This is a genomic window from Mycolicibacter virginiensis (assembly GCF_022374935.2).
In the GTDB taxonomy this organism is placed as follows: Bacteria; Actinomycetota; Actinomycetes; order Mycobacteriales; family Mycobacteriaceae; genus Mycobacterium; species Mycobacterium virginiense.
Genome location: NZ_CP092430.2, coordinates 172,244 through 192,617, shown reverse-complemented (window position 1 = coordinate 192,617; position 20,374 = coordinate 172,244). Strand labels below are relative to the sequence as shown.

General features: G+C 68.0%; 14 protein-coding genes. 7 read left to right on the top strand and 7 right to left on the bottom strand.

Translation table 11 applies throughout. The annotated features are described in order from the left end of the window. The first annotated feature begins 2 nt into the window (after nucleotides 1-2). Both MJO54_RS00945 and MJO54_RS00940 read left to right on the top strand, forming a co-directional pair. Nucleotides 3-1,061 carry an acyl-CoA dehydrogenase family protein gene (locus MJO54_RS00945; RefSeq protein WP_105295299.1) on the top strand — a complete coding sequence of 353 codons (1,059 nt, stop codon included), beginning with the start codon at nucleotides 3-5 and terminating at the stop codon, nucleotides 1,059-1,061. Nucleotide 1,062: 1 nt separating this feature from the next. After that, entirely contained in the window at nucleotides 1,063-2,223 is a 1,161-nt protein-coding gene (locus MJO54_RS00940; RefSeq protein WP_046285874.1) for an acyl-CoA dehydrogenase family protein, read from the top strand. Nucleotides 2,224-2,257: 34 nt separating this feature from the next. On the opposite strand, the gene MJO54_RS00935 is transcribed toward MJO54_RS00940, so the two are convergent. Continuing rightward, on the bottom strand, nucleotides 2,258-3,235 hold the full coding sequence (locus MJO54_RS00935; protein WP_192830629.1) for a MaoC family dehydratase: 978 nt from the start codon (nucleotides 3,233-3,235) through the stop codon (nucleotides 2,258-2,260). A 27-nt stretch (nucleotides 3,236-3,262) separates the two neighbouring features. On the opposite strand from MJO54_RS00935, the gene MJO54_RS00930 reads away from it, so the two are divergent. After that, the gene (locus MJO54_RS00930) at nucleotides 3,263-4,414 is read left to right on the top strand and encodes an acyl-CoA dehydrogenase family protein (protein WP_046285879.1); all 1,152 of its coding nucleotides are present in this window, start codon (nucleotides 3,263-3,265) and stop codon (nucleotides 4,412-4,414) included. An 80-nt stretch (nucleotides 4,415-4,494) separates the two neighbouring features. On the opposite strand, the gene MJO54_RS00925 is transcribed toward MJO54_RS00930, so the two are convergent. Next, the gene (locus MJO54_RS00925) at nucleotides 4,495-6,738 is read right to left on the bottom strand and encodes a PGRS repeat-containing protein (protein WP_133165005.1); all 2,244 of its coding nucleotides are present in this window, start codon (nucleotides 6,736-6,738) and stop codon (nucleotides 4,495-4,497) included. 372 nt (nucleotides 6,739-7,110) lie between these two features. Here MJO54_RS00925 and MJO54_RS23570 point away from each other — a divergent pair, with 372 nt between their 5' ends. Then, a complete protein-coding gene (locus MJO54_RS23570) occupies nucleotides 7,111-8,490 on the top strand; it encodes a PGRS repeat-containing protein (protein WP_052741216.1) in 1,380 nt (459 codons plus the stop codon). 21 nt (nucleotides 8,491-8,511) lie between these two features. Here the strand turns inward: MJO54_RS23570 and fadD4 are convergent, their stop codons facing one another. The 4 genes from fadD4 to MJO54_RS00900 form a co-directional block, all read right to left on the bottom strand. After that, nucleotides 8,512-10,029, bottom strand: a complete 1,518-nt coding sequence (gene fadD4, locus MJO54_RS00915; protein ID WP_046284827.1) for a fatty-acid--CoA ligase FadD4 — start codon at nucleotides 10,027-10,029, stop codon at nucleotides 8,512-8,514. A gap of 143 nt (nucleotides 10,030-10,172) precedes the next feature. Further along, nucleotides 10,173-11,993, bottom strand: a complete 1,821-nt coding sequence (locus tag MJO54_RS00910; protein ID WP_046284826.1) for a phosphoenolpyruvate carboxykinase (GTP) — start codon at nucleotides 11,991-11,993, stop codon at nucleotides 10,173-10,175. Nucleotides 11,994-12,124: 131 nt separating this feature from the next. Further along, complete coding sequence (locus MJO54_RS00905) at nucleotides 12,125-13,621, bottom strand: coiled-coil domain-containing protein (protein ID WP_046284825.1); 1,497 nt, start codon at nucleotides 13,619-13,621, stop codon at nucleotides 12,125-12,127. Beyond that, nucleotides 13,618-14,577: a P-loop NTPase family protein gene (locus tag MJO54_RS00900; protein ID WP_240175494.1), complete on the bottom strand. Its 960-nt coding sequence runs from the start codon at nucleotides 14,575-14,577 to the stop codon at nucleotides 13,618-13,620. The genes MJO54_RS00905 and MJO54_RS00900 overlap by 4 nt, the downstream gene beginning before the upstream one ends. Nucleotides 14,578-14,748: 171 nt before the next feature. Between MJO54_RS00900 and trmB the strand changes: the two genes are divergently transcribed. The 3 genes from trmB (at nucleotide 14,749) to mmpL3 (ending at nucleotide 19,168) form a co-directional block, all read left to right on the top strand. Then, nucleotides 14,749-15,510 carry a tRNA (guanosine(46)-N7)-methyltransferase TrmB gene (trmB, locus tag MJO54_RS00895; RefSeq protein WP_046284831.1) on the top strand — a complete coding sequence of 254 codons (762 nt, stop codon included), beginning with the start codon at nucleotides 14,749-14,751 and terminating at the stop codon, nucleotides 15,508-15,510. Continuing rightward, nucleotides 15,510-16,205, top strand: a complete 696-nt coding sequence (locus MJO54_RS00890) for a PIN domain-containing protein (protein ID WP_105295417.1) — start codon at nucleotides 15,510-15,512, stop codon at nucleotides 16,203-16,205. The genes trmB and MJO54_RS00890 overlap by 1 nt, the downstream gene beginning before the upstream one ends. A gap of 74 nt (nucleotides 16,206-16,279) precedes the next feature. Then, entirely contained in the window at nucleotides 16,280-19,168 is a 2,889-nt protein-coding gene (gene mmpL3, locus MJO54_RS00885; RefSeq protein WP_046284824.1) for a trehalose monomycolate exporter MmpL3, read from the top strand. Here mmpL3 and MJO54_RS00880 read toward each other — a convergent pair. Continuing rightward, nucleotides 19,128-20,282 carry an AI-2E family transporter gene (locus tag MJO54_RS00880; RefSeq protein ID WP_046284823.1) on the bottom strand — a complete coding sequence of 385 codons (1,155 nt, stop codon included), beginning with the start codon at nucleotides 20,280-20,282 and terminating at the stop codon, nucleotides 19,128-19,130. The two genes, mmpL3 and MJO54_RS00880, sit on opposite strands and share 41 nt — an antisense overlap. Nucleotides 20,283-20,374: the final 92 nt, after the last annotated feature.

Genomic DNA, 20,374 nt, shown 5'->3' with positions numbered 1-20,374 from the left:
CGGTGGCCGGCTCCAGCCCCGAAGAACTGCGGGCCCTGCGCGGCGCGGTCGCGGAATTGATGACCAAACGCTCGCCCGACGACGATGTCTGGTCAGAGTTGGCGGCGATGGGCCTACTCGGCCTACTAGTGCCCGAGCAGTACGGGGGCGCCAGTGCCGGATTGGTCGAGGTGGGCGTAGTCGCCGAAGAGCTGGGTCGGGTCCTGTTCTCCGGCCCGTACCTGTCGACGGCGGTGCTTGCGGTCAATCTTCTTATGGCAGTGGATGACCCGGCGCAACGCGAAGCGGTCCTGCCGGGTATCGCTGCCGGACGCACCCGGGTCGCGGTCGCCTTCGCCGAGGGCGATTCGACCCGTCCACCCGCGACACCGGCTACCACGGCCCGCGACGGACTGGTCTGCGGCGAGAAGCGGTTTGTGCTCGACGCGGACACCGCGGACCTGCTCTACGTTCTGGCGGACGCCGAGGACGGCCCCGGAATCTTCGCTGTCGATCCGGCCGGACCGGGCGTGACGGTGGAACCGCTGACCACCGTCGATCCCTCCCGACGGCTGAGTCTGGTCCGGTTGGCGGACGCTCCGGCGACGGCAGTCGGCCCGGCCGGAGCCGGTGTCACCACCTTGACCGCCGCGCTGGACCGTTCGGCGGTGGCACTGCTCGGTGAGCAGGCGGGTGCCGCCCGGTTCGCCATGGAGATGGCGCGCGACTACGCCAAGACCCGCTTCCAGTTCGGCCGGGCTATCGGCAGTTTTCAGGCCGTCAAGCACCTGTGCGCCGACATGTTGTTGGAGGCCGAGTCGGCGGTGACGGCCGCTCGCCATGTGGCTGCCGCCGGCGCGGACGGTTCTGCCGACTGGATCGCAGATCTCGCACTGGCCCAGGCGTATTGCTCGGATGCCTTTGTCTTTGTAGGCGCCACCAACATTCAGGTGCACGGTGGAATCGGGTTCACCTGGGAACATCCCGCTCACCGGTATCTGCGCCGGGCACGCAGCGACGCCCACCTGTTCGGCAGCCCATCCTGGCACCGAGAGCGCTACCTGCAAGAGATCGGAGCGTGAGATGACGCTGCCCGACCGCAACGACGATGCACTACGCGCGGAAGTCCGCGACTGGCTGGCCGCCAACTGGTCACCCGGTACCGACCGAGCCACCTTCGCCGCGGCGATTCTCGCCGCCGGCTGGACCGCTCCGAGCTGGGAGCCGGACTGCTACGGCCGCGGCCTGACTGACCGTCAATCCCGCGTGGTGGCAGCCGAATTCGCCGCTGTCGGCGCTCCAGGAACCGGCCACGACCGGGCCGACCTTTTCGCCTGCACGATCCACGACCGCGGCTCGCACGAACAGAAGCACCGGCTGCTGCCACCGGCGTTGCGCGGCGAGACCAAGTCGTGCCTGCTCTACAGCGAACCCGGAGCGGGATCGGATCTGGCCGGCCTGCGCACCCGCGCCGAGCGCGACGGTGACGACTGGATCGTCAACGGGCAGAAGGTCTGGACGTCGTTCGCGACCACCGCCGACTACGGCATGCTGGTGGCACGCACCAACCCGGATGTGCCCAAGCACAACGGGATCACCTTTTTCATGCTGCCGATGCGCCAGCCCGGCGTAGAGGTCCGGCCGATCCACCAGATCACCGGCGAATCAGAGTTCAATGAGGTGTTTCTGACCAACGCCCGCGTTCCCGATGCCAACCGGATCGGCGAGCCGGGCGAAGGATGGTCGGTGCTGCAGGTCGCGCTGGGCTACGAGCGTCGGCTGATGGGTGACGTGGCGCGAACCGCACGCCGCAAGGAGAAGTCCAGCGGCCTAGTCGATTTGGCCCGCGACGCCGGGCGTCTTCCCGACTCCCACATTCGCCAGGAGATCGCCCGCATACAGGCGCTGACCACGGTGAACCGCTGGAACAATCAGCGCGCCAAAACCAGTGCCGATCGCGCCGAGGCGGCCACCCTGCTGGCACTGGGCAAGATAGCCATGTCGCGCATCCTGCACGAGACTGCCCGGGTCCAGACCGAGATCGTCGGCGTCGAGTCGATGCTCACTGGTCCGGACAATCCGGTCGGCGACGCGGTGACCTTCCGGGCGCTCAACGCCTACTTCACCTCGATCGGCGGCGGCACGGACCAGATTCAGCGCAACATCATCGGCGAGCGGGTGCTGGGCCTGCCCAAGGAGCCCGACCCCTACCGCGACGCCCCATTCCGCGACCTGCCGCACTAGCGCGCAGTCTCGCAAACGCAAATGGAATTGATCCTCAGAACTGCAAGGCGGTGAACCGCCAGTCCAGCACCTGGCGATCCGACTCACCGGCGGTACCGGCGGCGTAGACCAGCGACCGCAACTCCAACACGTTGTCGCGGGCGGATTCGATGTGCAGTTCGCTGTAGAGAGTGTCGCCTTCATAGACCGGCGCGGTGTGATCGCAGGACTGCCAGCCCAGCACCGTGACCAGGTTCGGCAGCAGCCGAGAGGCCTGCGCCAGCGCCAGGCCGATGGTGTGCCCGCCGTAGACCAGCCGCTTCCCGGCCACTCGCGAATCGTGGTGGGTGGCAGCGATGTTGAGGGTCAATCGAGCCAGCTCCGGGGCGGAGGAGACCACGTCTCCGGTGCTGGTCAGGACCGTACCCGCAAGTCCGGGGTCGAAGTGCGGTCCCGGCACCCGTTGCCGAAACTCCGCAGCGTCCCACTCAGCGGTCACGTCCGGCGGCACCGCGAGGCCGGTACCGATAGCAGAGAGGTCATCGCTGTGGCCAGCAGCCTCGATGTCTGAGGCACCGGGACTCAGCGGCAGCATCGCGCAGCGGTAGAAGTCGAGCACCAGCCGGTCCACCTGGTCGATGGTGGTGATCCGCAGCGCTACCAGACCGGTGGGCTCACGCCCGGGCTTAACTGAATTCTGTTTCAGTCCAACGACTTCCGTACGGGTGAAAATGGTATCGCCGATCACTGGATACCGGAAAAAGGCCAGGCCCCGGTAGAAGAGGTTGGCCTTGACGCGCCGGGTGACCACGGTGGATTGACCGATCGCGACGTCGCAGACCAGCCCGGGATGGGCCAGCGGCGTCGTCGCCCCGGTTACCGCCCGGGACAGTTCGGCATCGAGCGGCAGCCGTAGCCGGTCTCCGAGGATCGCCTGATGCAGCGCGGCCGCACCGGCCGTCAGGGTCATCGCCGGAGCCTCGTCGAACACCTGACCGACCTGGAGCTCGTCGAAGTAGGGGCCGCTGGTCACGAGAAAATCCTGACATACGGTGATCCGATGAACCACGAAGAGTCGATCCTGGTCGAAACCGTGCGTCAGTTCATCGACCGGGAGGTCAAGCCGACGGTGCGCGATGTCGAGCACGCCAACGCCTACCCGGAGGCGTGGATCGAACAGATGAAGCACCTCGGCATCTACGGCCTGGCCGTTCCCGAGGAGTACGGCGGGACCCCGGTGTCGATGCCGTGCTACGTACTGGTCACACAGGAATTGGCCCGCGGCTGGATGAGCCTGGCCGGGGCGATGGGCGGCCACACCGTGGTGGCCAAATTGCTGACCCTGTTCGGTACCGACGAGCAGAAGCAGCGATACCTGCCGGCGATGGCCACCGGGGCGCTGCGCGCCACCATGGCCCTGACCGAACCCGGCGGCGGCAGCGACCTGCAGAACCTGACGACGTCCGCAGTAGCGTCGGCCGACCCGGAGACGCTGGTGATCAACGGGTCCAAGACCTGGATCTCCAATGCCCGCTACTCCGGGTTGATTGCGCTGCTGGCCAAAACCGATCCGAAGGCCACGCCGCGGCACAGCGGTATCTCGGTGCTGCTGGTGGAGAATCCCAGCGCCGGGCTGACGATCTCACGCGACCTGCCGAAGTTGGGCTACAAGGGTGTGGAGAGCTGCGAGCTGAGCTTCGACGACTGCCAGGTGCCGGCGTCCGCGGTGCTCGGAGGCACGCCCGGCAACGGCTTCGCCCAGATGATGAAGGGACTGGAGACCGGCCGCATCCAGGTGGCGGCACGGGCCCTGGGCGTGGCGACCGCCGCACTCGAAGATGCACTCGCCTACGCCCAACAACGGGAGAGTTTCGGCCAGCCGATCTGGAAGCACCAAAGCGTGGGTAATTATCTGGCCGACATGGCGACCAAGTTGACGGCCGCCCGCCAGCTCACCAGGTACGCCGCAGAACGCTACGACAGTGGGCAGCGCTGCGACATGGAGGCAGGCATGGCCAAGTTGTTCGCGTCGGAAGTTGCGATGGAGATCGCGCTGAACGCGGTACGCATCCACGGCGGCTACGGCTACTCGACCGAATACGACGTGGAACGCTACTTCCGGGACGCACCGCTGATGATCGTCGGCGAGGGCACTAATGAGATACAACGCAATGTGATTGCGGCACAACTGGTTGCTCGCGGCGGGATATAGCCAGTGCGTTCAGGCGAAGTATTCATACGAGAAACACCCCGCACGATTGTGCGGGGTGCTTCTCTGTGCGGCCTGGACGGCTAGGGCAGAACCACGCCCGGGGTGCCGTCCTGACCGGCGCTACCGGCGTCAGGACCGGCACCCGCGGCACCCCCGGTGCCTGCGGTACCGCCGGTGCTACCGGTACCCGGGGTGTCGCCGGCACCGCCGTTGAGGCCGTCGTCACCGAATGCCGGGGTGAGGACGTTGCCGCCGTTTCCGGCGTTGCCACCGTTTCCACCGGTGTTGGCACCAGTACCGCCGGCGCCACCGTCGCCTCCGACGCCGCCGTGGACACCGTCGATCGGACCCGAGGAAGAGTCACCGGAGGTGGTGTTCCAGTCCGGGTCACCCCAACGGATGTTGCTGCCGTCGCCACCGTTACCGCCGGCACCGCCGTCGCCACCGACACCACCGGTGCCGTCGGCATTCGCCAGGCCCTCACCGCCGGCGCCGCCCTGGCCGCCGTTGCCGCCGTGGGTGCCACCGGCGTACAGGTCATTACCACCGTTACCACCGGCGCCGCCGTTACCGCCCGTTGCGCCGGACCCACCGGCACCACCGTTACCGCCCACACCAGCCTGACCTTGCGGTCCCAGGGTTCCGGAACCACCCGGGCCCTCAACCGAGGCGTAGTCCCGCACGTCCGCGACGTCGCCACCGACGCCACCGTTGCCGCCGTTACCACCGTTGCCGATGATGCCGTCGTTGCCGTTGGCCGCGCCCGCACCCGCCGCACCGGCGTTACCGCCGGCACCACCGGCGCCACCGTTACCGGGGGCGTGGTAGAGGCCGTGCACCGAGTCGGTGTCCTCGTGGACCCCGACGCTGCCGTGGCCGCCGTTACCGCCGTCGGAACCGACGCCGCCGTTGCCGCCGTTGCCGCCGTTACCGGCCTGGCCGCCACCGGCACCGCCGGCGCCACCGTTACCACCGGCGGCACCGTTACCACCGCTGGTGGCCGGGATTGCCGGGTCCAGGATGCCGCCGCCAGCCGCGGTCGATCCGTTCACACCGTTCTGGCCACCGGTAGCAGCGGAGGCGTTGCCGCCGTTACCACCGTTACCGCCGTCGCCGTCGACACCGGCAGCGCCCACGCTGGCCCCGGCTCCACCTGCTGCACCACCGGCAGCCGCGGCACCACCGTTACCGCCCGCGCCACCGTTGCCACCGGCCGCACCGTTGGCGCCGACGCCGTTCACCGCGAGGCCATCGGCACCGGTACCGCCGTCGCCACCGAGGCCGCCGTTACCACCGACGCCACCGTTGCCGGCCGCACCGACCGTGCCGTTGGCGGATCCACCGGTACCGGCGGCACCGCCGGCACCACCCTTGCCACCCACGGCGCCGTTACCGCCGTTGCCGCCGATAGCGCCCGCTCCAGAACCGTTGTTGGCGAACGTGCCAGCATCACCGGCCGCGCCGTTGCCGCCATTGCCGCCGGCGCCACCGACTCCGCCCGCACCACCGTTGCCGCCGATGCCGACGTACGAGGAACCAGCCCCGCCAGCGCCACCGTTGCCGGCGTTGCCACCGGCCACACCGTCACCACCGGCGCCCCCGGAACCGCTGCCCGCGGAGCCGTTGGTACCGGTCCAGCCGGCGCCGCCGACCCCACCGTTACCGCCGTTACCCCACGCGCCCATGCCGAAGAAGTCCTGGGCCTGCCCCGACGAGCCACCGTTGCCGCCGTTACCCGCGTCCAACGTGGCGGTGCCGTCACCGCCGGCGCCGCCGTCGCCGCCGTTGCCCCACATCTCGCCGCCGTGGCCCCCGTTGCCGCCGTCGGCGCCCAGGCCGCCCGCGCCGCCATCGCCGCCGTTGCCGATACCGCCGGCGTGCCCGCCATTACCGCCGGCAATGCCCTCCAGGTTCGAGGTCCAGCCGTTGCCGCCGTCGCCGAACCACAACCCACCGGCCTGCCCGTCCACGTTGGTCTCGGTACCGTCGGCGCCGTTGCAGATCATCCCGCAGAAGCCGTCGGTAAAGGGCGCGAAGAGCTGGTTGACCACACCGTTGACGCTCGACCCGAAGTCGCTGGTGATCCAGTCCTGCATCATGGCGTGCAGCGGGAGATAGAAACTGTCCTGCCACATCTGGGCAAAGTCAGCGTCGAACAGGCCACCGTCGGCCGCGCCCGGTACGCCCCATGCGGAGCCGTCAAACAGGTCGAATCCCGAGGTGTTGCTGTCGCCGACGCCGAACATGTCCCAGAACGCGTCAAGACCGAAATCATCGGCCTGTGCCGAAGGGGCGGACGCCAGCGGCGCCATGCCGAACGCCAAGAACGCTCCGACCGAGGCTGCCGCCCCGATCGCACGGTCGCGCCGCCGCGTTGCGGATTGAGTGTTCTGACTATCGCGCCGAATATGTGCCACCGTTGGCCCACCCCTTCTGAACTTGACTAAATCTTTGTTTGGGCTTAACAGAAACTGTGCCCGTCCCCCTACGGTGCTTGACAGTAGCGTTGGAGCCAACCGTTGTCCACTTGAACATACGGTCAATTGCTATAAAGTCATACCAATCGGCTGGTTTGGTTCAGATACATAGACTGCAAGTCATTCCTCGGGCTACGGCCTGACCTGCCGCGAAAGGTCCACCCGGACGGGCGCCTACCGTCCGCTTCGCACTACGCGCTCCCGGAAGGTTGCTCAGCAATGCCGCTTCACCGCAGTAAGGCCACACAGGATCGCCAGGCGCATCCCGCCGCGCCAGGTCGCCGCGTACGACGGAGCGTTCCCGCGCTGACGGCACTGGCCGCTTTCGGCCTGGCCCCGGTCGGTCTAGCGCCGTACGCACACGCGGACGAGTTCGATTGGATCGCCGATCTGCTCAGCCCGCTTCTCGGGGTGACGGACCAAGACACGGGCGCATCGGCCGCGGGCCTGGCCTGGCTGGACCCCACCGTCTGGAGCTTGGCGAGCCCAGATCCCAGCGGCAGCGACGTGCTGGCACTGGCCGCCGATGCGTCCGGTACAGCCGGTCTCTACGAGTGGCTGCACGAGACCATGCAGGACTGGATCGACAGTCCGGCCGGCCAGTTGTTCGACAACCTGGTCAACCCGCTGTTCGCACCGCTGGCCGACGGCGGCTGCGGCGTGATCTGCAATGGTGCCGATGGGACAGCGGAGCATCCAGACGGTGGCGCCGGCGGCCTGTGGTTCGGCGACGGGGGCAACGGTTGGTCGTCGGACCTCGAGGGTGTCGCTGCTGGTAACGGCGGCAGCGCCGGCCTGTTCGGCAATGGCGGTGACGGCGGCGCAGGTGGGTTGGGCGCTGACGGAGGTAGCGGCGGTAATGGCGGCGAAGTGTGGGGCAACGGAGGCAATGGCGGGCGCGGGGGCGATGGCGCCGAAGATGGCGGTTCGGCCGGCAACGGTGGTAACGGCGGCGACAGCAACTACCTGTACGGCAGCGGGGGCGCCGGTGGGGATGGCGCCAACGGCGGCGCCGCGGTGGGCGACGGTAGGACGGCCGGAGCGGGGGGCAACGGCGGCCGCGGAGGCGACGGCGGCCAGCTGTCCGGTGGCGGAGGTGCGGGCGGCATCGGAGGCCACGGCGGGGCGGCGACCGGCAACAGCACTACCGGCGGGTCCGGGGGCCACGGCGGTGACGGCGGCCGAATCGGCGGCAGCGGCGACGTGGCCGGAGGCGGGCAGGGCGGTCACGGCGGTGACGGCGGCACGGCCACCGGTACCGGCAGCCGGGGCGGCCGCGGCGGTGACGGCGGGGCCGGCGGCGGTGCCACCCCGGTGACAGTCGGCACCAGCGGCAGCGACGGGGGCAACGGCGGTACGGCGGGCAACGGCGGCAATGCCATTGGCGTTGGGGGGACCGGCGGGACCGGCGGCCATGGCGGCGACGGCGGCCACGGAATCGGCTTCGGCGGTGACGGTGGCGACGGCGGCGCAGGCGGCAATGGCGGCGACGGGTCTACCGCCGGTGCAGGTGGCCCCGGCGGTGCCGCCGGACCGGGCACCGTCCACGGGCAGGCGGGCAGTCAAGGCGCCCCCGGTCAGCCGGGCATCGCTTCCTAACCGCGCCCCGACTGGCCGGCATCACGCCGAATACTTGGCCACCAGTTCGTTCTTGTAGAGCTTGCCGGTGTCGGTGCGCGGCAACTGCTCCTCGAACGCAATCGATCGCGGACATTTGTAGTGCGCCAAGCGATCCCGTACCCAATCGAGTAGTTCCGCGGCGAACGCGGGCGTGGCGTCGGCCGGGTCGACGGTCTGAACGGCCGCTTTCACGCTCTGACCCATCTCGTCGTCGGGAATCCCGAACACCGCGGCGTCCAACACCTTTGGGTGCGTGATCAACAGGTTCTCCGCTTCCTGCGGGTAGATGTTCACCCCGCCGGAGATGATCATGTGGTGGCGCCGATCGGTGAGGTACAGATAGCCCTCATCATCGAGGTAGCCTACGTCGCCGACGGTTGTCCAGCCTTGCGCATGGCGAGATTTCGCGGTCTTGTCCGGATCGTTGAGGTACTCGAAAACATTGCCGCCCTCGAAGTAGATCTCGCCGGCCTGCCCGGCCGGCAACTCATTCCCGTCCTCATCGAGAATATGCACCGCACCGAACATCGCCTTGCCCACCGAGCCGGGATGCTTCAGCCATTCGTCGGCACTGATCAGCGTGGAGCCGTGCGCCTCCGATGAGGCGTAGTACTCATCGACGATCGGCCCCCACCAGTCGATCATCTGCTGCTTGATCTCCACCGGGCACGGCGCGGCGGCGTGCATGACCCGCTTAAGGCTGGAGACGTCATACGAATCCCGAACTTCCGCAGGAAGTTTCAGCATCCGGGTGAAGTGCGCGGGCACGAACTGTCCGTGGGTGACGTGATAGCGCTGGATCGCCTCGAGCGCGGACTCGGCGTCGAACTTCTCCATGACGACGGTGGTCAACCCGGCCGCCTGCACTTGCATCGACCACACCGACGGCGCGGTGTGATATAGCGGGGCGGGACTCAGATAGACCGCACCCGGGCCCATCCATACCGAGACCAGCATCGCCATCAGCCCAGGAACCTCGGTCGGGGGCAGGTGCGGCAGCGGCCGTTTGATGCCTTTGGGTCGCCCGGTGGTGCCCGACGAGTACTGGAGCAGATCACCCTCGATCTCGTCATCGATGGGTGTATCCGGTTGGTCGGCAACGCATTCCGGGTATCGCTGCCAGCCGTCCAGGTCGCCGTCAGCGATCAGCAACAGACCGGGCAGGCCGGCCGGGAGGTGCTCGGCGAGGTCGGCGCAGGTCTGGCGCAGCGCGGCCGAGCCGATGATCGCCTTGGCGTTGCTGTTGTCGATGATGTACGCGGCTTCGGCAGCGGTCAGGTGGGTGTTGATCGGCACGTAGTACAGGCCGCTGCGTCGTGCCGCCCACATCGCGGCGTGGATGTGCTCGTTGTTCTCCATGATGATCGCGACGACGTCGCCCTCCACCAGGCCCGCGGCCCGGAAGAAGTGCGCCAACCGGTTCGCCCGGGCTTCCAACTCACCGAAGGTGACGATGGTGCCCGAGGGGTGCAGGATGACGGCCGGGTTCTCGGCATCGAGATGTTCGCGAATCTGCATGGGCTGACTGTACTGGGGCCAAACTTGACGGCTGTCAAGTGGGGGCGTCAGTCGCGCGAGCCGGCCCCCGTACCCGGAGAAAACAGAACCGCACTCAGGGAATCCCCTGAGTGCGGCTCGCTAAAGTATTCGAAACGGAGCTACTAGCCCAGACGCTGCTTGAGGGCCTCGAACTCGTCGCGCAGGCCGGTGGGCAGCTTGTCGCCGATGAACTCGAACCACTCCTCGATCAGCGGCAGCTCCGCGCGCCACTCGTCGGCGTCAACGATCAACGCCTGGTCCACGTCGGCGGCGGTCACGTTCAGGCCGTCCAGGTCCAGGTCGGCAGCGCTGGGCACGGTGCCGATCGGGGTCTCCTGGCCGCCGGCATTACCCTCGACCCGCTCGACGATCCACTTCAGCACGCGGCTGTTCTCGCCGAAGCCCGGCCACAGGAAGCGGCCGTCGTCGCCACGACGGAACCAGTTGACGAAGAACACCTTCGGCAGCTTCGACTCGTCGGAGTGCTTACCGGTGTCGATCCAGTGCTGCATGTAGTCCCCGGCGTTGTAGCCGATGAACGGCAGCATCGCCATCGGGTCGCGGCGCACCGCACCCACCTTGCCCTCGGCGGCCGCGGTCTGCTCGCTGCCCATGGTCGCGCCGATGAAAACGCCGTGCTGCCAGTCGCGGGCCTGGCTCACCAGCGGCACCGTGGTCTTGCGACGGGCGCCGAACAGGATCGCCGAGATCGGCACGCCCTGCGGGTCGTCCCACTCCGGCGCCAGGATCGGGCACTGCGACATCGGGGTGCAGTAGCGCGAGTTCGGGTGCGCGGCAGGGGTGTCCGACTCGGGCGTCCAGTCGTTGCCCTTCCAGTCGGTGAGGTGCGCCGGGGTTTCCCCGTCGATGCCCTCCCACCACACATCGTTGTCGTCGGTGTGGCCGACGTTGGTGTAGACGGTGTTCCCGCGCTCCAGCGTGATCATCGCGTTCGGGTTGGAGCTGCGGCTGGTGCCCGGCGCCACGCCGAAGAAGCCCGCCTCCGGGTTCACCGCGTAAAGCCGGCCGTCCTTGCCGAACCGCATCCACGCGATGTCGTCACCGAGGGTCTCGGCCCGCCAGCCCGGGATGGTCGGCTGGATCATCGCCAGGTTGGTCTTGCCGCAGGCCGACGGGAACGCCGCCGCGACGTAGTAAGCCTTGTTCTCCGGCGAGATCAGCTTGAGGATCAGCATGTGCTCGGCCAGCCAGCCCTCGTCGTGGGCCATCGCCGACGCGATCCGCAGCGCGTAGCACTTCTTGCCCAGCAGCGCGTTACCGCCGTAACCCGAGCCATAGCTCCAGATCTCGCGGGTCTCCGGGAAGTGGGTGATGTACTTCTCGGAGTTGCACGGCCACGGCACGTCCTGCTCGCCATCGGCCAGCGGGGCGCCGACCGAGTGCAGGCCCTTGACGTAGGCGCCGTCGGTGCCGATCTTCTCCAGCGCCGCGGTGCCCATCCGGGTCATCACCTTCATCGACGCCACCACGTAGGGCGAATCGGTGATCTCGACGCCCAGCTTGGGGTCGTCGGCGCCCAGCGGGCCCATGCAGAACGGGATGACGTACATGGTGCGGCCGCGCATGCAACCGCGGTACAGCTCCGTCATGGTGGCCCGCATCTCGTCCGGGTCCATCCAGTTGTTGGTGGGGCCGGCACCTTCCTGGGTGCGGCTACAGATGAAGGTGCGCGACTCGACCCGCGCGACGTCGGCCGGGTCGGACAGCGCCAGGTAGGAGTTGGGCTTCTTCTCTTCGTCGAGCTTGACCGCCGCGCCGGACTCCACCAGCAGGGCCATCAGCCGGTTCCACTCCTCCTCGGAACCGTCGGACCATTCCACCCGGTCGGGCTGGGTGAGCTCCGCGACCTCCCGAACCCAGGCCAGCAACTCGCCATGCTTCGTCGGGGCGGTGTCCAGACCGGGAATGGTCGCTGAGGTCATTGAGCTCTCCTGTGTAACCTGTGTCACTCGGTGGCGTTGCCGCAGCTGCGCGCCGCTGTCACCTCTTATACCGTCATTAAATAAGAGATTACCGTCAATAGCTACACGGATCGAAACAATCGCAACTCGAGCTATCTGTCGTCCGTGACGGCGGCGTCTACCGGGCCTGATTCACCCAGCTCAGCGCGCACATTTTCCAGCGCGCGCCGCAACGCCGGCAGCCTGCGATCACGTACCGCGGCAGCACGTGCCGTGGCGGCCGCATGCTCACGCAGTTCCCGGTCCAATGCGGCAACGCGGTCGGCGACGCGCGCGGCCTCGGTCTCGTTGTGCCCGGCAAGCTCTGCGGTGAGCACCGACTCGGCGGCCACCACCCGCAGAGCCACCAGCTCCTGGACCGAGGACCGCACTGCGCTGGTGGCCTGTCCCACCCACCGATCGAGCACCACCCGGTCGCGCAACAGCCCCCGAATCCTGACCACCCACACCGTGGCCACCACCCCGGCGATGGCGCATCCGGCCGCACCCACCGCGGCAAGTCCCGGCGCGAGGTGGGCGAAGACCCGGCTCAAGGTCAACGCCACGCCCAGCCCGAAGCCGATCCCCAGCACCGCCATCAACTGAGTCTCCAACCGTCGGGACTCCAACGGCGGCTTGCCGGAGTCGACTTGCGGCAGTGGCACCGCCGACCCGGCCGACGGTTCGTGGGCGGCCAACCCCAGTTCCTGGGCGACGTCGGCCAAATGGTCGGTGACCCCCTGATCGACCTCCGCCACCACCTCGGTCAGCCGGTCGTGGACATAGGACTCGAATTCGGCCCACCGGCGGCGCGTCATACCCGCCGCGTCTTCGCCCAACTCACCGCGTACCGAGGCGCACCGCTTGCTGGCGAAGTAGGAGAGTTGCACGCGGGCCTGGGCGATGCGGCTGCGCAGAGCGATCACGCGCTCCGATTTCGACATTCGCCGCTGCCGCACCACCTCGTCACGCTGCTCCTGCAGTTGCGTCACTCGAGCGCGGCGCCCTTCCGCCCGGGCGTCGCGGTCGATGCGCTCGGCGTCGGTGCGCAACTGGAACTCCCAAGACCGCAGCCGGTTACGCCGCGGGGCGTCACCTTCCTCCAGCTGTTGGGTCAGTTCCGCGATCAGGTCGTCGATCCGCGGGTCGCCGCGTTCGGGTGCCCCGGCTGCCCCCACCCATGCCACGTCGCGGTAGCGCGGCGCGTGGCCGGTAAGGGTTTCGCGGGCTGCTACCAGCATCTCGCGCCACTGCCGGTGGACGTCGACCTTGGAGACCACGCCGATCACCACATCGGTGTGCGCGGCCACGGCATCGAGCAGCGCACAGTCCGACTCCGTCAGTGCGGCGGCTGCCGACACCACGAACACCACCGCCAGTGGCACCTCCCCCGGGGCTAGTTCGGTGGCTTCCATCACCAGCCATTGCGGCATCCGGTCGGCCAGGGCTTGAGTCATCGCACTGACCCCCGCCAGCCAGGGGCCGGTCACCACCACCACGTCGCAGCGCCGCACCGCCGGTGGACGCACTTCGGGAGCGACCTCCGCGATGAGGGCGTCGACACCGGTGGTGGGGTCCGGATCGACTGAATCTGCACCCGAGGCGGTCATGGGCGGTCCCGTGTCGCCGCCCAGGCCCGCAGCGATCCCCTGGCGATGTCGGCGGAGCAGGACCGCTGGGCGGCGTTGACCGGCGCGCTGCGGTGCGCCTGCCAGCGGCGGGCCCGCGCCAGCATGGGTTCGTTCGGGATGTCGATCGCAGCCGCCGCCGCGGTCAGCCGAGCGGCGATCGTCGCGTCGCGGTTCAGATACTCGTCGATGCGGCTGTCCCCGACCGCCATCGCCTCCAGCCGGATCACCGCTTCCGACATCCGCCGGTGGTAGACGGCGCCTCCCATCATCTTCAGCCGAGCGACGACATGATCGACACCGCTGAGCTGACGCATCCGGGCGCGCGCCTGTGCCACGGTTCCACCGCTCTCGGCCAGCTCAAGCAGTGCCGCGACCCCGGAGAGGTCGACGGTGGCGCACAGCCGCTCGCGGGTCTGGCGCGATACCGGGTGCGGACGGCTCACGAACTGCTCGGCGCAGCGCAGGTCGGCGGGCCGCGCGGCGACGCGGCCCAGCGCCTCCCACAGTGCCTCGTCCAGCCCACTGCCGAGCGCGGCCAGCGCGAACAACGCCGACATCGGTTCAACCGGCCCTCGGGTCGCGCAAGCGACCTCGAAGACACCGACATGGCCGCGCAGGTCGGCCTTGTTCAGCACCACCAGCACCGGGTGCCGACGCGCGGCATGCAGCGCGGCGGTGTCCTCGGGCTTGATCACCTCAGCCACGACATGAACGGACAAGTCGGCGATTTCGGACGCGGCAGGCTGCTCGGCGACGAGCACCCCGGCGGCGGCCAGCGCCGCGGCAACGGTGCGCCGGCCGACACCGCGACGGCCACGCACCGCGACCTGCAACGGCGCAGCGATGTCTGCGGCGATCATCGCCAGTCGCGGGTCGGAGTTCTGCATGGCCAGCGCGGTCAGCTCGTCGGCGAAGAGCTGGTGCCCCTGTGTCACGGCCCTGCCTCCCTGCGCGCTCGGCCCCGGGGGCCCATGGTGTCAGCTGCTCCGCCGCGACGCGAGTCACCGCGTGCCTATGCCGCCCAGGGGCCCACCGTAGGCAACTGTTGGGTATCAATGTGGACCGCGAAGTGGGTACAGAGGCGTCCATGGGCCACCATGGACTGCATGCATGCTCAGCGCGACGTCGAGTCAGCACCGGACGTCCCTGGCGTCGACACCCCCGCTCCACGCCGTTTCCGCAACTTCAGCGTCCGCTACCGGCACTCCGCATTGTCGGACGGTCAGCGCCAGACCTGGGACCGGCTCTGGCCCGACCTGGGCGCCGAGGTCGTTCCGCCGGACGGTCCCGACCGCCCCCAGCCGCTGGACCCGCAGCGCTGGTTCGGCCGCGACGCTCCCCTGGTGCTCGAGATCGGCTGCGGAGCCGGGACCTCCACGGTGGCGATGGCACAGGCCGAACCGAACCTCGACGTCATCGCCGTCGAAATCTACGAGCGCGGGCTGGCGCAACTGTTGTGCGCGATCGACCGCGAACAGCTGAGCAATATCCGGTTGCTGCGCGGCGACGGCCTCGACGTGCTCGAATACCTGATCGCCCCGTCATCGCTGATCGGGGTGCGCGTCTTCTTCCCCGACCCCTGGCCCAAGGCCCGGCACCACAAGCGGCGGCTGTTGCAGCCGGCCACCATGGCGCTGATCGCCGATCGGCTGCAGCCGGGCGGAATCCTGCACGCGGCCACCGACCATGCCGACTACGCGGTGCAGATCGCCGAGTCCGGCGACGGCGAACCGGGCCTGCGCCGGGTAACCAATCCTTTCGGGGACGCCACCCTGCCGATCTCGGTCGCTCGCCCGACCACCAAGTACGAGGCGAAGGGCCGCACTGCGGGCAGCGCGATCAACGAGTTCGTCTGGGAGCGGGTCTGATGACCAGCCCCGACCTGAAAGTCGGAGTGGACGCCGAGCCCACCGGGACCGACCCGACCGTCGAGGGACCACCGACGCAACGGGTATTGCTGGTGTGGGACGCCCCGAACCTGGACATGGGCCTGGGCGCGATCCTGGGCCGTCGTCCGACCGGCGTGGAGCGACCCCGTTTCGACGCACTGGGACGCTGGCTGCTCAACCGCACAGCCGAGGTGGCGGCGTTGCACCCGCAGGTCAGGGTGGAGCCCGAAGCGACCGTGTTCACCAATATCGCCCCGGGCAGCGCCGACGTCGTCCGGCCCTGGGTCGAAGCGTTGCGTAACGTGGGTTTTGCAGTCTTCGCCAAGCCGAAGATCGATGAGGACAGCGATGTCGACTCCGACATGCTCGAACACATCGCGCTTCGGAAAGAACAGGGACTGGTGGCGGTGGCAGTCGCCTCCGCCGACGGTCAGGCGTTCCGGGAACCGCTGGAAGAACTCTGCAGTCTCGGTATAGCCGCCTCTGTGCTCGGATTTCGCGAACATGCGAGCTGGGCGCTAGCCTCGGATACCTTGGAGTTTGTCGACCTGGAGGACATTCCTGGTGTGTTCCGGGAGAGGCTGCCGCGGATCAGCCTGGATTCGCTGCCAGAACAGGGGGCGTGGCTCCAGCCGTTCCGGCCGCTGAGCTCCCTACTGAACTCGCGAGAGTGACAACTGGAGAGCCCGAAACAAGGGGCGCGCGGGTCCGAAAGATTTCTCCACAGATCTTAGTAAGGAGCGTATAGGTGTTCGCCTGGTGGGGTCGAACTGTATACCGCTACCGATTCATCGTAATCGGCGTGATGGTGGCGCTTTGCCTGGGTGGCGGCGTCTACGGAATGAGCCTGGGCGACCACGTCACCCAGAGCGGGTTTTACGACGATGGCAGCCAGTCAGTGCAGGCTTCGATCGTCGGCGACGAGGTCTACGGCCGGGACCGCACCAGCCATGTGGTGGCAGTCTTCACCGCGCCCAAGGGCGAGACGGTCGACGACCCGGAATGGTTCGACGCGGCCAAGAATGGGCTGAACAAGGTCAAGAATGACCACCCCGATCAGATCATGAGCTGGGTCGGCTACTTCACCAATCCCGAAGCGCTGGCCAACATGGCGGACGCAGGAAAGAAGCACGCGTTCGCGTCGATCCAGCTCAAGGGCGACGACGACGACACCATCCTCAAGAATTACCAGGCTGTCGAGCCGGATCTGCAGAAGCTCGACGGCGGCAAGGTCGAACTCGGCGGCCTGCAACCGATCGCCAACGCCCTGACCGGAACTATCGCCAGCGACCAACAGCGTATGGAGGTGCTGGCGCTGCCGTTGGTGGCGGTGGTGCTGTTCTTCGTGTTCGGCGGGGTGATCGCCGCCAGCCTGCCGGTCATCGTCGGTGGATTGAGCATCGCCGGGGCGACGGGCATCCTGCAGCTCACCACCCATTTTGGGCCGGTGCACTTCTTCGCCCAACCGGTGGTCTCGCTGATCGGCCTGGGTATCGCGATCGACTACGGCCTCTTCGTGGTGAGCCGATTCCGAGAAGAGATCGCCGAGGGCTACGACACCGAGGCTGCGGTACGGCGCTCGGTGATGACGGCCGGGCGCACCGTGGTGTTCTCGGCGGTGCTGATCATCGTCTCGTGCGCCAGCCTGCTGGTCTTGCCACAGGGCTTCGTGCACTCGCTGACCTACGCGTTCTTCGCCTCGGTGGGACTGGCGGCCATCTTGTCGATCACGCTGCTGCCCGCCATTCTGGGTGTGCTGGGCACCAACGTCGACGCACTCGGGGTCCGCACCCTGTACCGCATTCCGTTCCTGCGGGAATGGGACTTCTCCAACCGCATCATCGGCTGGTTCGCCGAGAAGACCCAGAAGACCAAGACCCGCGAAGAAGTCGAGGGCGGGTTCTGGGGCAAGCTGGTCAACTACGTGATGCAGCGACCGCTGGCCTTCGCGATCCCGATCGTGGTCGCGATGATCCTGTTGATCATCCCGCTGGGCAAACTGTCGTTCGGCGGGATGAGCGAAAAGTATCTGCCGCCGGACAACACCGCCCGGGTGGCCCAGGAGCACTTCGACGAGATCTTCCCGGGCTTCCGTACCGAGAAGCTGACCCTGGTAATCACGAGCGATACCGACAAACCGGTCACCGACCAGCAGGTTGCTGATATCCGCAACCGCGCGATGGCGATCAGCGGATTCGTCGTTCCCGATGATGATCCCGCCGAGATGTGGAAGGAACGCCCCTACCTTCCCGGGGCCTCTAAGGCTCCCTCGGTCCGGGTGATCGAGAACGGTTTGGTCAACCGCAACGACGCCGCGCAGAAGATCAAGGCGCTGCGCGCACTGAGCACACCCAAGGGCCTGGACGTACTGGTCGGCGGAACACCCGCGCTCGAACAGGACAGCATCCATGCGATGGTCGACAAGGGGCCGCTGATGTTGGCGCTCTTGCTGATCACGACAACGCTGCTGATGTTCCTGGCGTTCGGGTCCCTGGTGCTGCCGTTGAAGGCCGCGGTGATGAGCGCGTTGACGATCGGGTCGACGATGGGCATCTTGACCTGGATGTTCGTCGACGGGCACGGCGCCGGGCTGCTGAACTTCACCCCGACTCCACTGATGGTGGTGGTGATTGCGCTGGTCGTTGCGGTGGGCTGGGGCCTGGCCACCGACTACGAGGTGTTCCTGGTCTCCCGGATGGTGGAGGCACGAGAATCCGGGATGTCCACCACCGAGGCGATCCGGATCGGCACGGCTACCACCGGCCGGCTGATCACCGCGGCCGCACTGATTCTCGCCGTGGTTGCCGCGTCGTTCGTGTTCTCCGACCTCGTGATGATGAAGTACCTGGCGTTCGGTCTGATGGCGGCACTGTTGCTGGACGCCACGGTGGTCCGGATGTTCCTGGTGCCGTCGGTGATGAAGCTGCTCGGCGACGACTGCTGGTGGGCACCACGCTGGATGAAGCGCCTGCAGAACCGGATCGGTCTGGGCGAAATCCGGCTGCCCGACGAGCGGCGCCGGGTGACCCGCCGCCCCGCGACGGCAACCGTCGCACCGGCCCCGGCAGGTGCGGCCGCCCCGCGCCCGACGCACGACCCCACGCACCCCTCCCCGGGCCGCGCTGCCCCGGCACGTCATCCCGCGGAGCAGCTTCCGACCCGGCCGGTGAGCGGCCATCCGTCCAACGCCCGAACCAATCGGATCAACACCGGCCCGGCCGAGCCGCCTACCACCCGCTTCTCGGCAGCCGACCCGGCGACCGAGCGGGTGACGTCCCCCGCCAAGGAATCCGCGGGACCGGGTGAGGAACGCGAAATCGAGTCGTGGCTGGGTGAACTGCGCGGCGGCCGTGACACGTCGCAGGCCCGACGCGGTACTGAGCCGGAGGCGTCCGACGAGCGAACCCGGTCGCTGCCCAAACCTACCGGCGGAGACAACACCGAGAACGCTCCCACGACGGCGATCCCGGCTCAGGGCCCCGCAACGGACCCCGAGAACCCGGCCACCGAGAAGTTCACCGCGGTCGGCGATCAACCCGGCGACGACGCGGCAGACAACCCGCAGAGCCCCCAGCGGCGTGGTGCCGCCGGCGGTCTCAGCGCTGCTGAACTGCTGCGTCGGGAGGGTCGGTACTGACGTCGTCGGCTTCTGAGTCCGGCGTATCGGGATCCGCGGGGTACGGCGTGTCCGGGTCGGGGTCCGAGGCTCCGACCAGTACTCGCACCGCCCGATCGATGAAGGCGATCGTCGGGACGGCGAGTAGCGCACCGACGATGCCGGCCAGGATTCCGCCGGTGGAGATGCCCAACACCACCGCCAGCGGGTGGATCGAGACGGCACGCCCCATGACCAGCGGCTGCAGTACATGGGCTTCCAGCTGGTTGACCGCGATGATCAGCCCCAGGGTGACCAGCGCGTAGATCCAGCCCTTGGCGATCAGGGCGACGAGCACGGCCAGCAACCCGGTGAGCACCGCACCGACCAGCGGGATGAAAGCCCCCAGGAACACCAATGAGGCCAGCGGCAACGCCAAGGGCACGGCCATCACAGCCAAGCCGATGCCGATGCCGAGGGCGTCGACCAGCGCCACCAGGAACGTAGCCCGCACGTAGCCGATCAGTGATTCGAATCCCGCAATGCCGGCAGCGTGCACCCGCTCGCGCACCTGGCTCGGGAAGAACTTCACCGTGAACTGCCAGATATTGCGGCCGCCGTAGAGGAAGAAGATCAGCGTGAACAGCACGACGAAGGCGCCGGTGATGATCTTGGTAATGGTCTCTGCCGTGGACAGCGCGCCGCTGGTCAGTTTGGCCTGATTGTTGCGCAGGCCGTTGACTACTGTGTCGCCGGCGCTGTCGATCTGCTCACTGCTCAGGTGCAGTGGACCCTCGACCAACCAGTGCTGGGTCGAGTTGATCACCTGGGTGACCTGCTCGACCAGTTCCGGCACCCCGTCGATGAACTGGTCGACCACGAAGCTCAGCAGCCCGGCGAGCACTGCTAGCCCGCCGAGCAGCAGCAGGAACACCGCAAGCCCCCGATGCACCCCGTGCTTGGACAGCCAGTCCACGCCGGGCAGCAGCAGCGCCGACATCATCATTGCGATGGCCACCGGGACGACGATCACTTCGAGGCGCCGCATGATCAGCAGCACCAGCAGCGCCGCGGCGAACAGCACCAGCAGGCGCCAGGCCCAGGCCGCCGCCTTGCGCACCGTCGGATGTACGGATTCGTCTGCGCTGGCTGACATTCCGGTAGCGTAACGATGCCGCAGCGGGTGCACATCAGGTAGCTGAATATCGACCTACCGCGGCTAACCTTTAAATTCGTGCCCCACGCCCC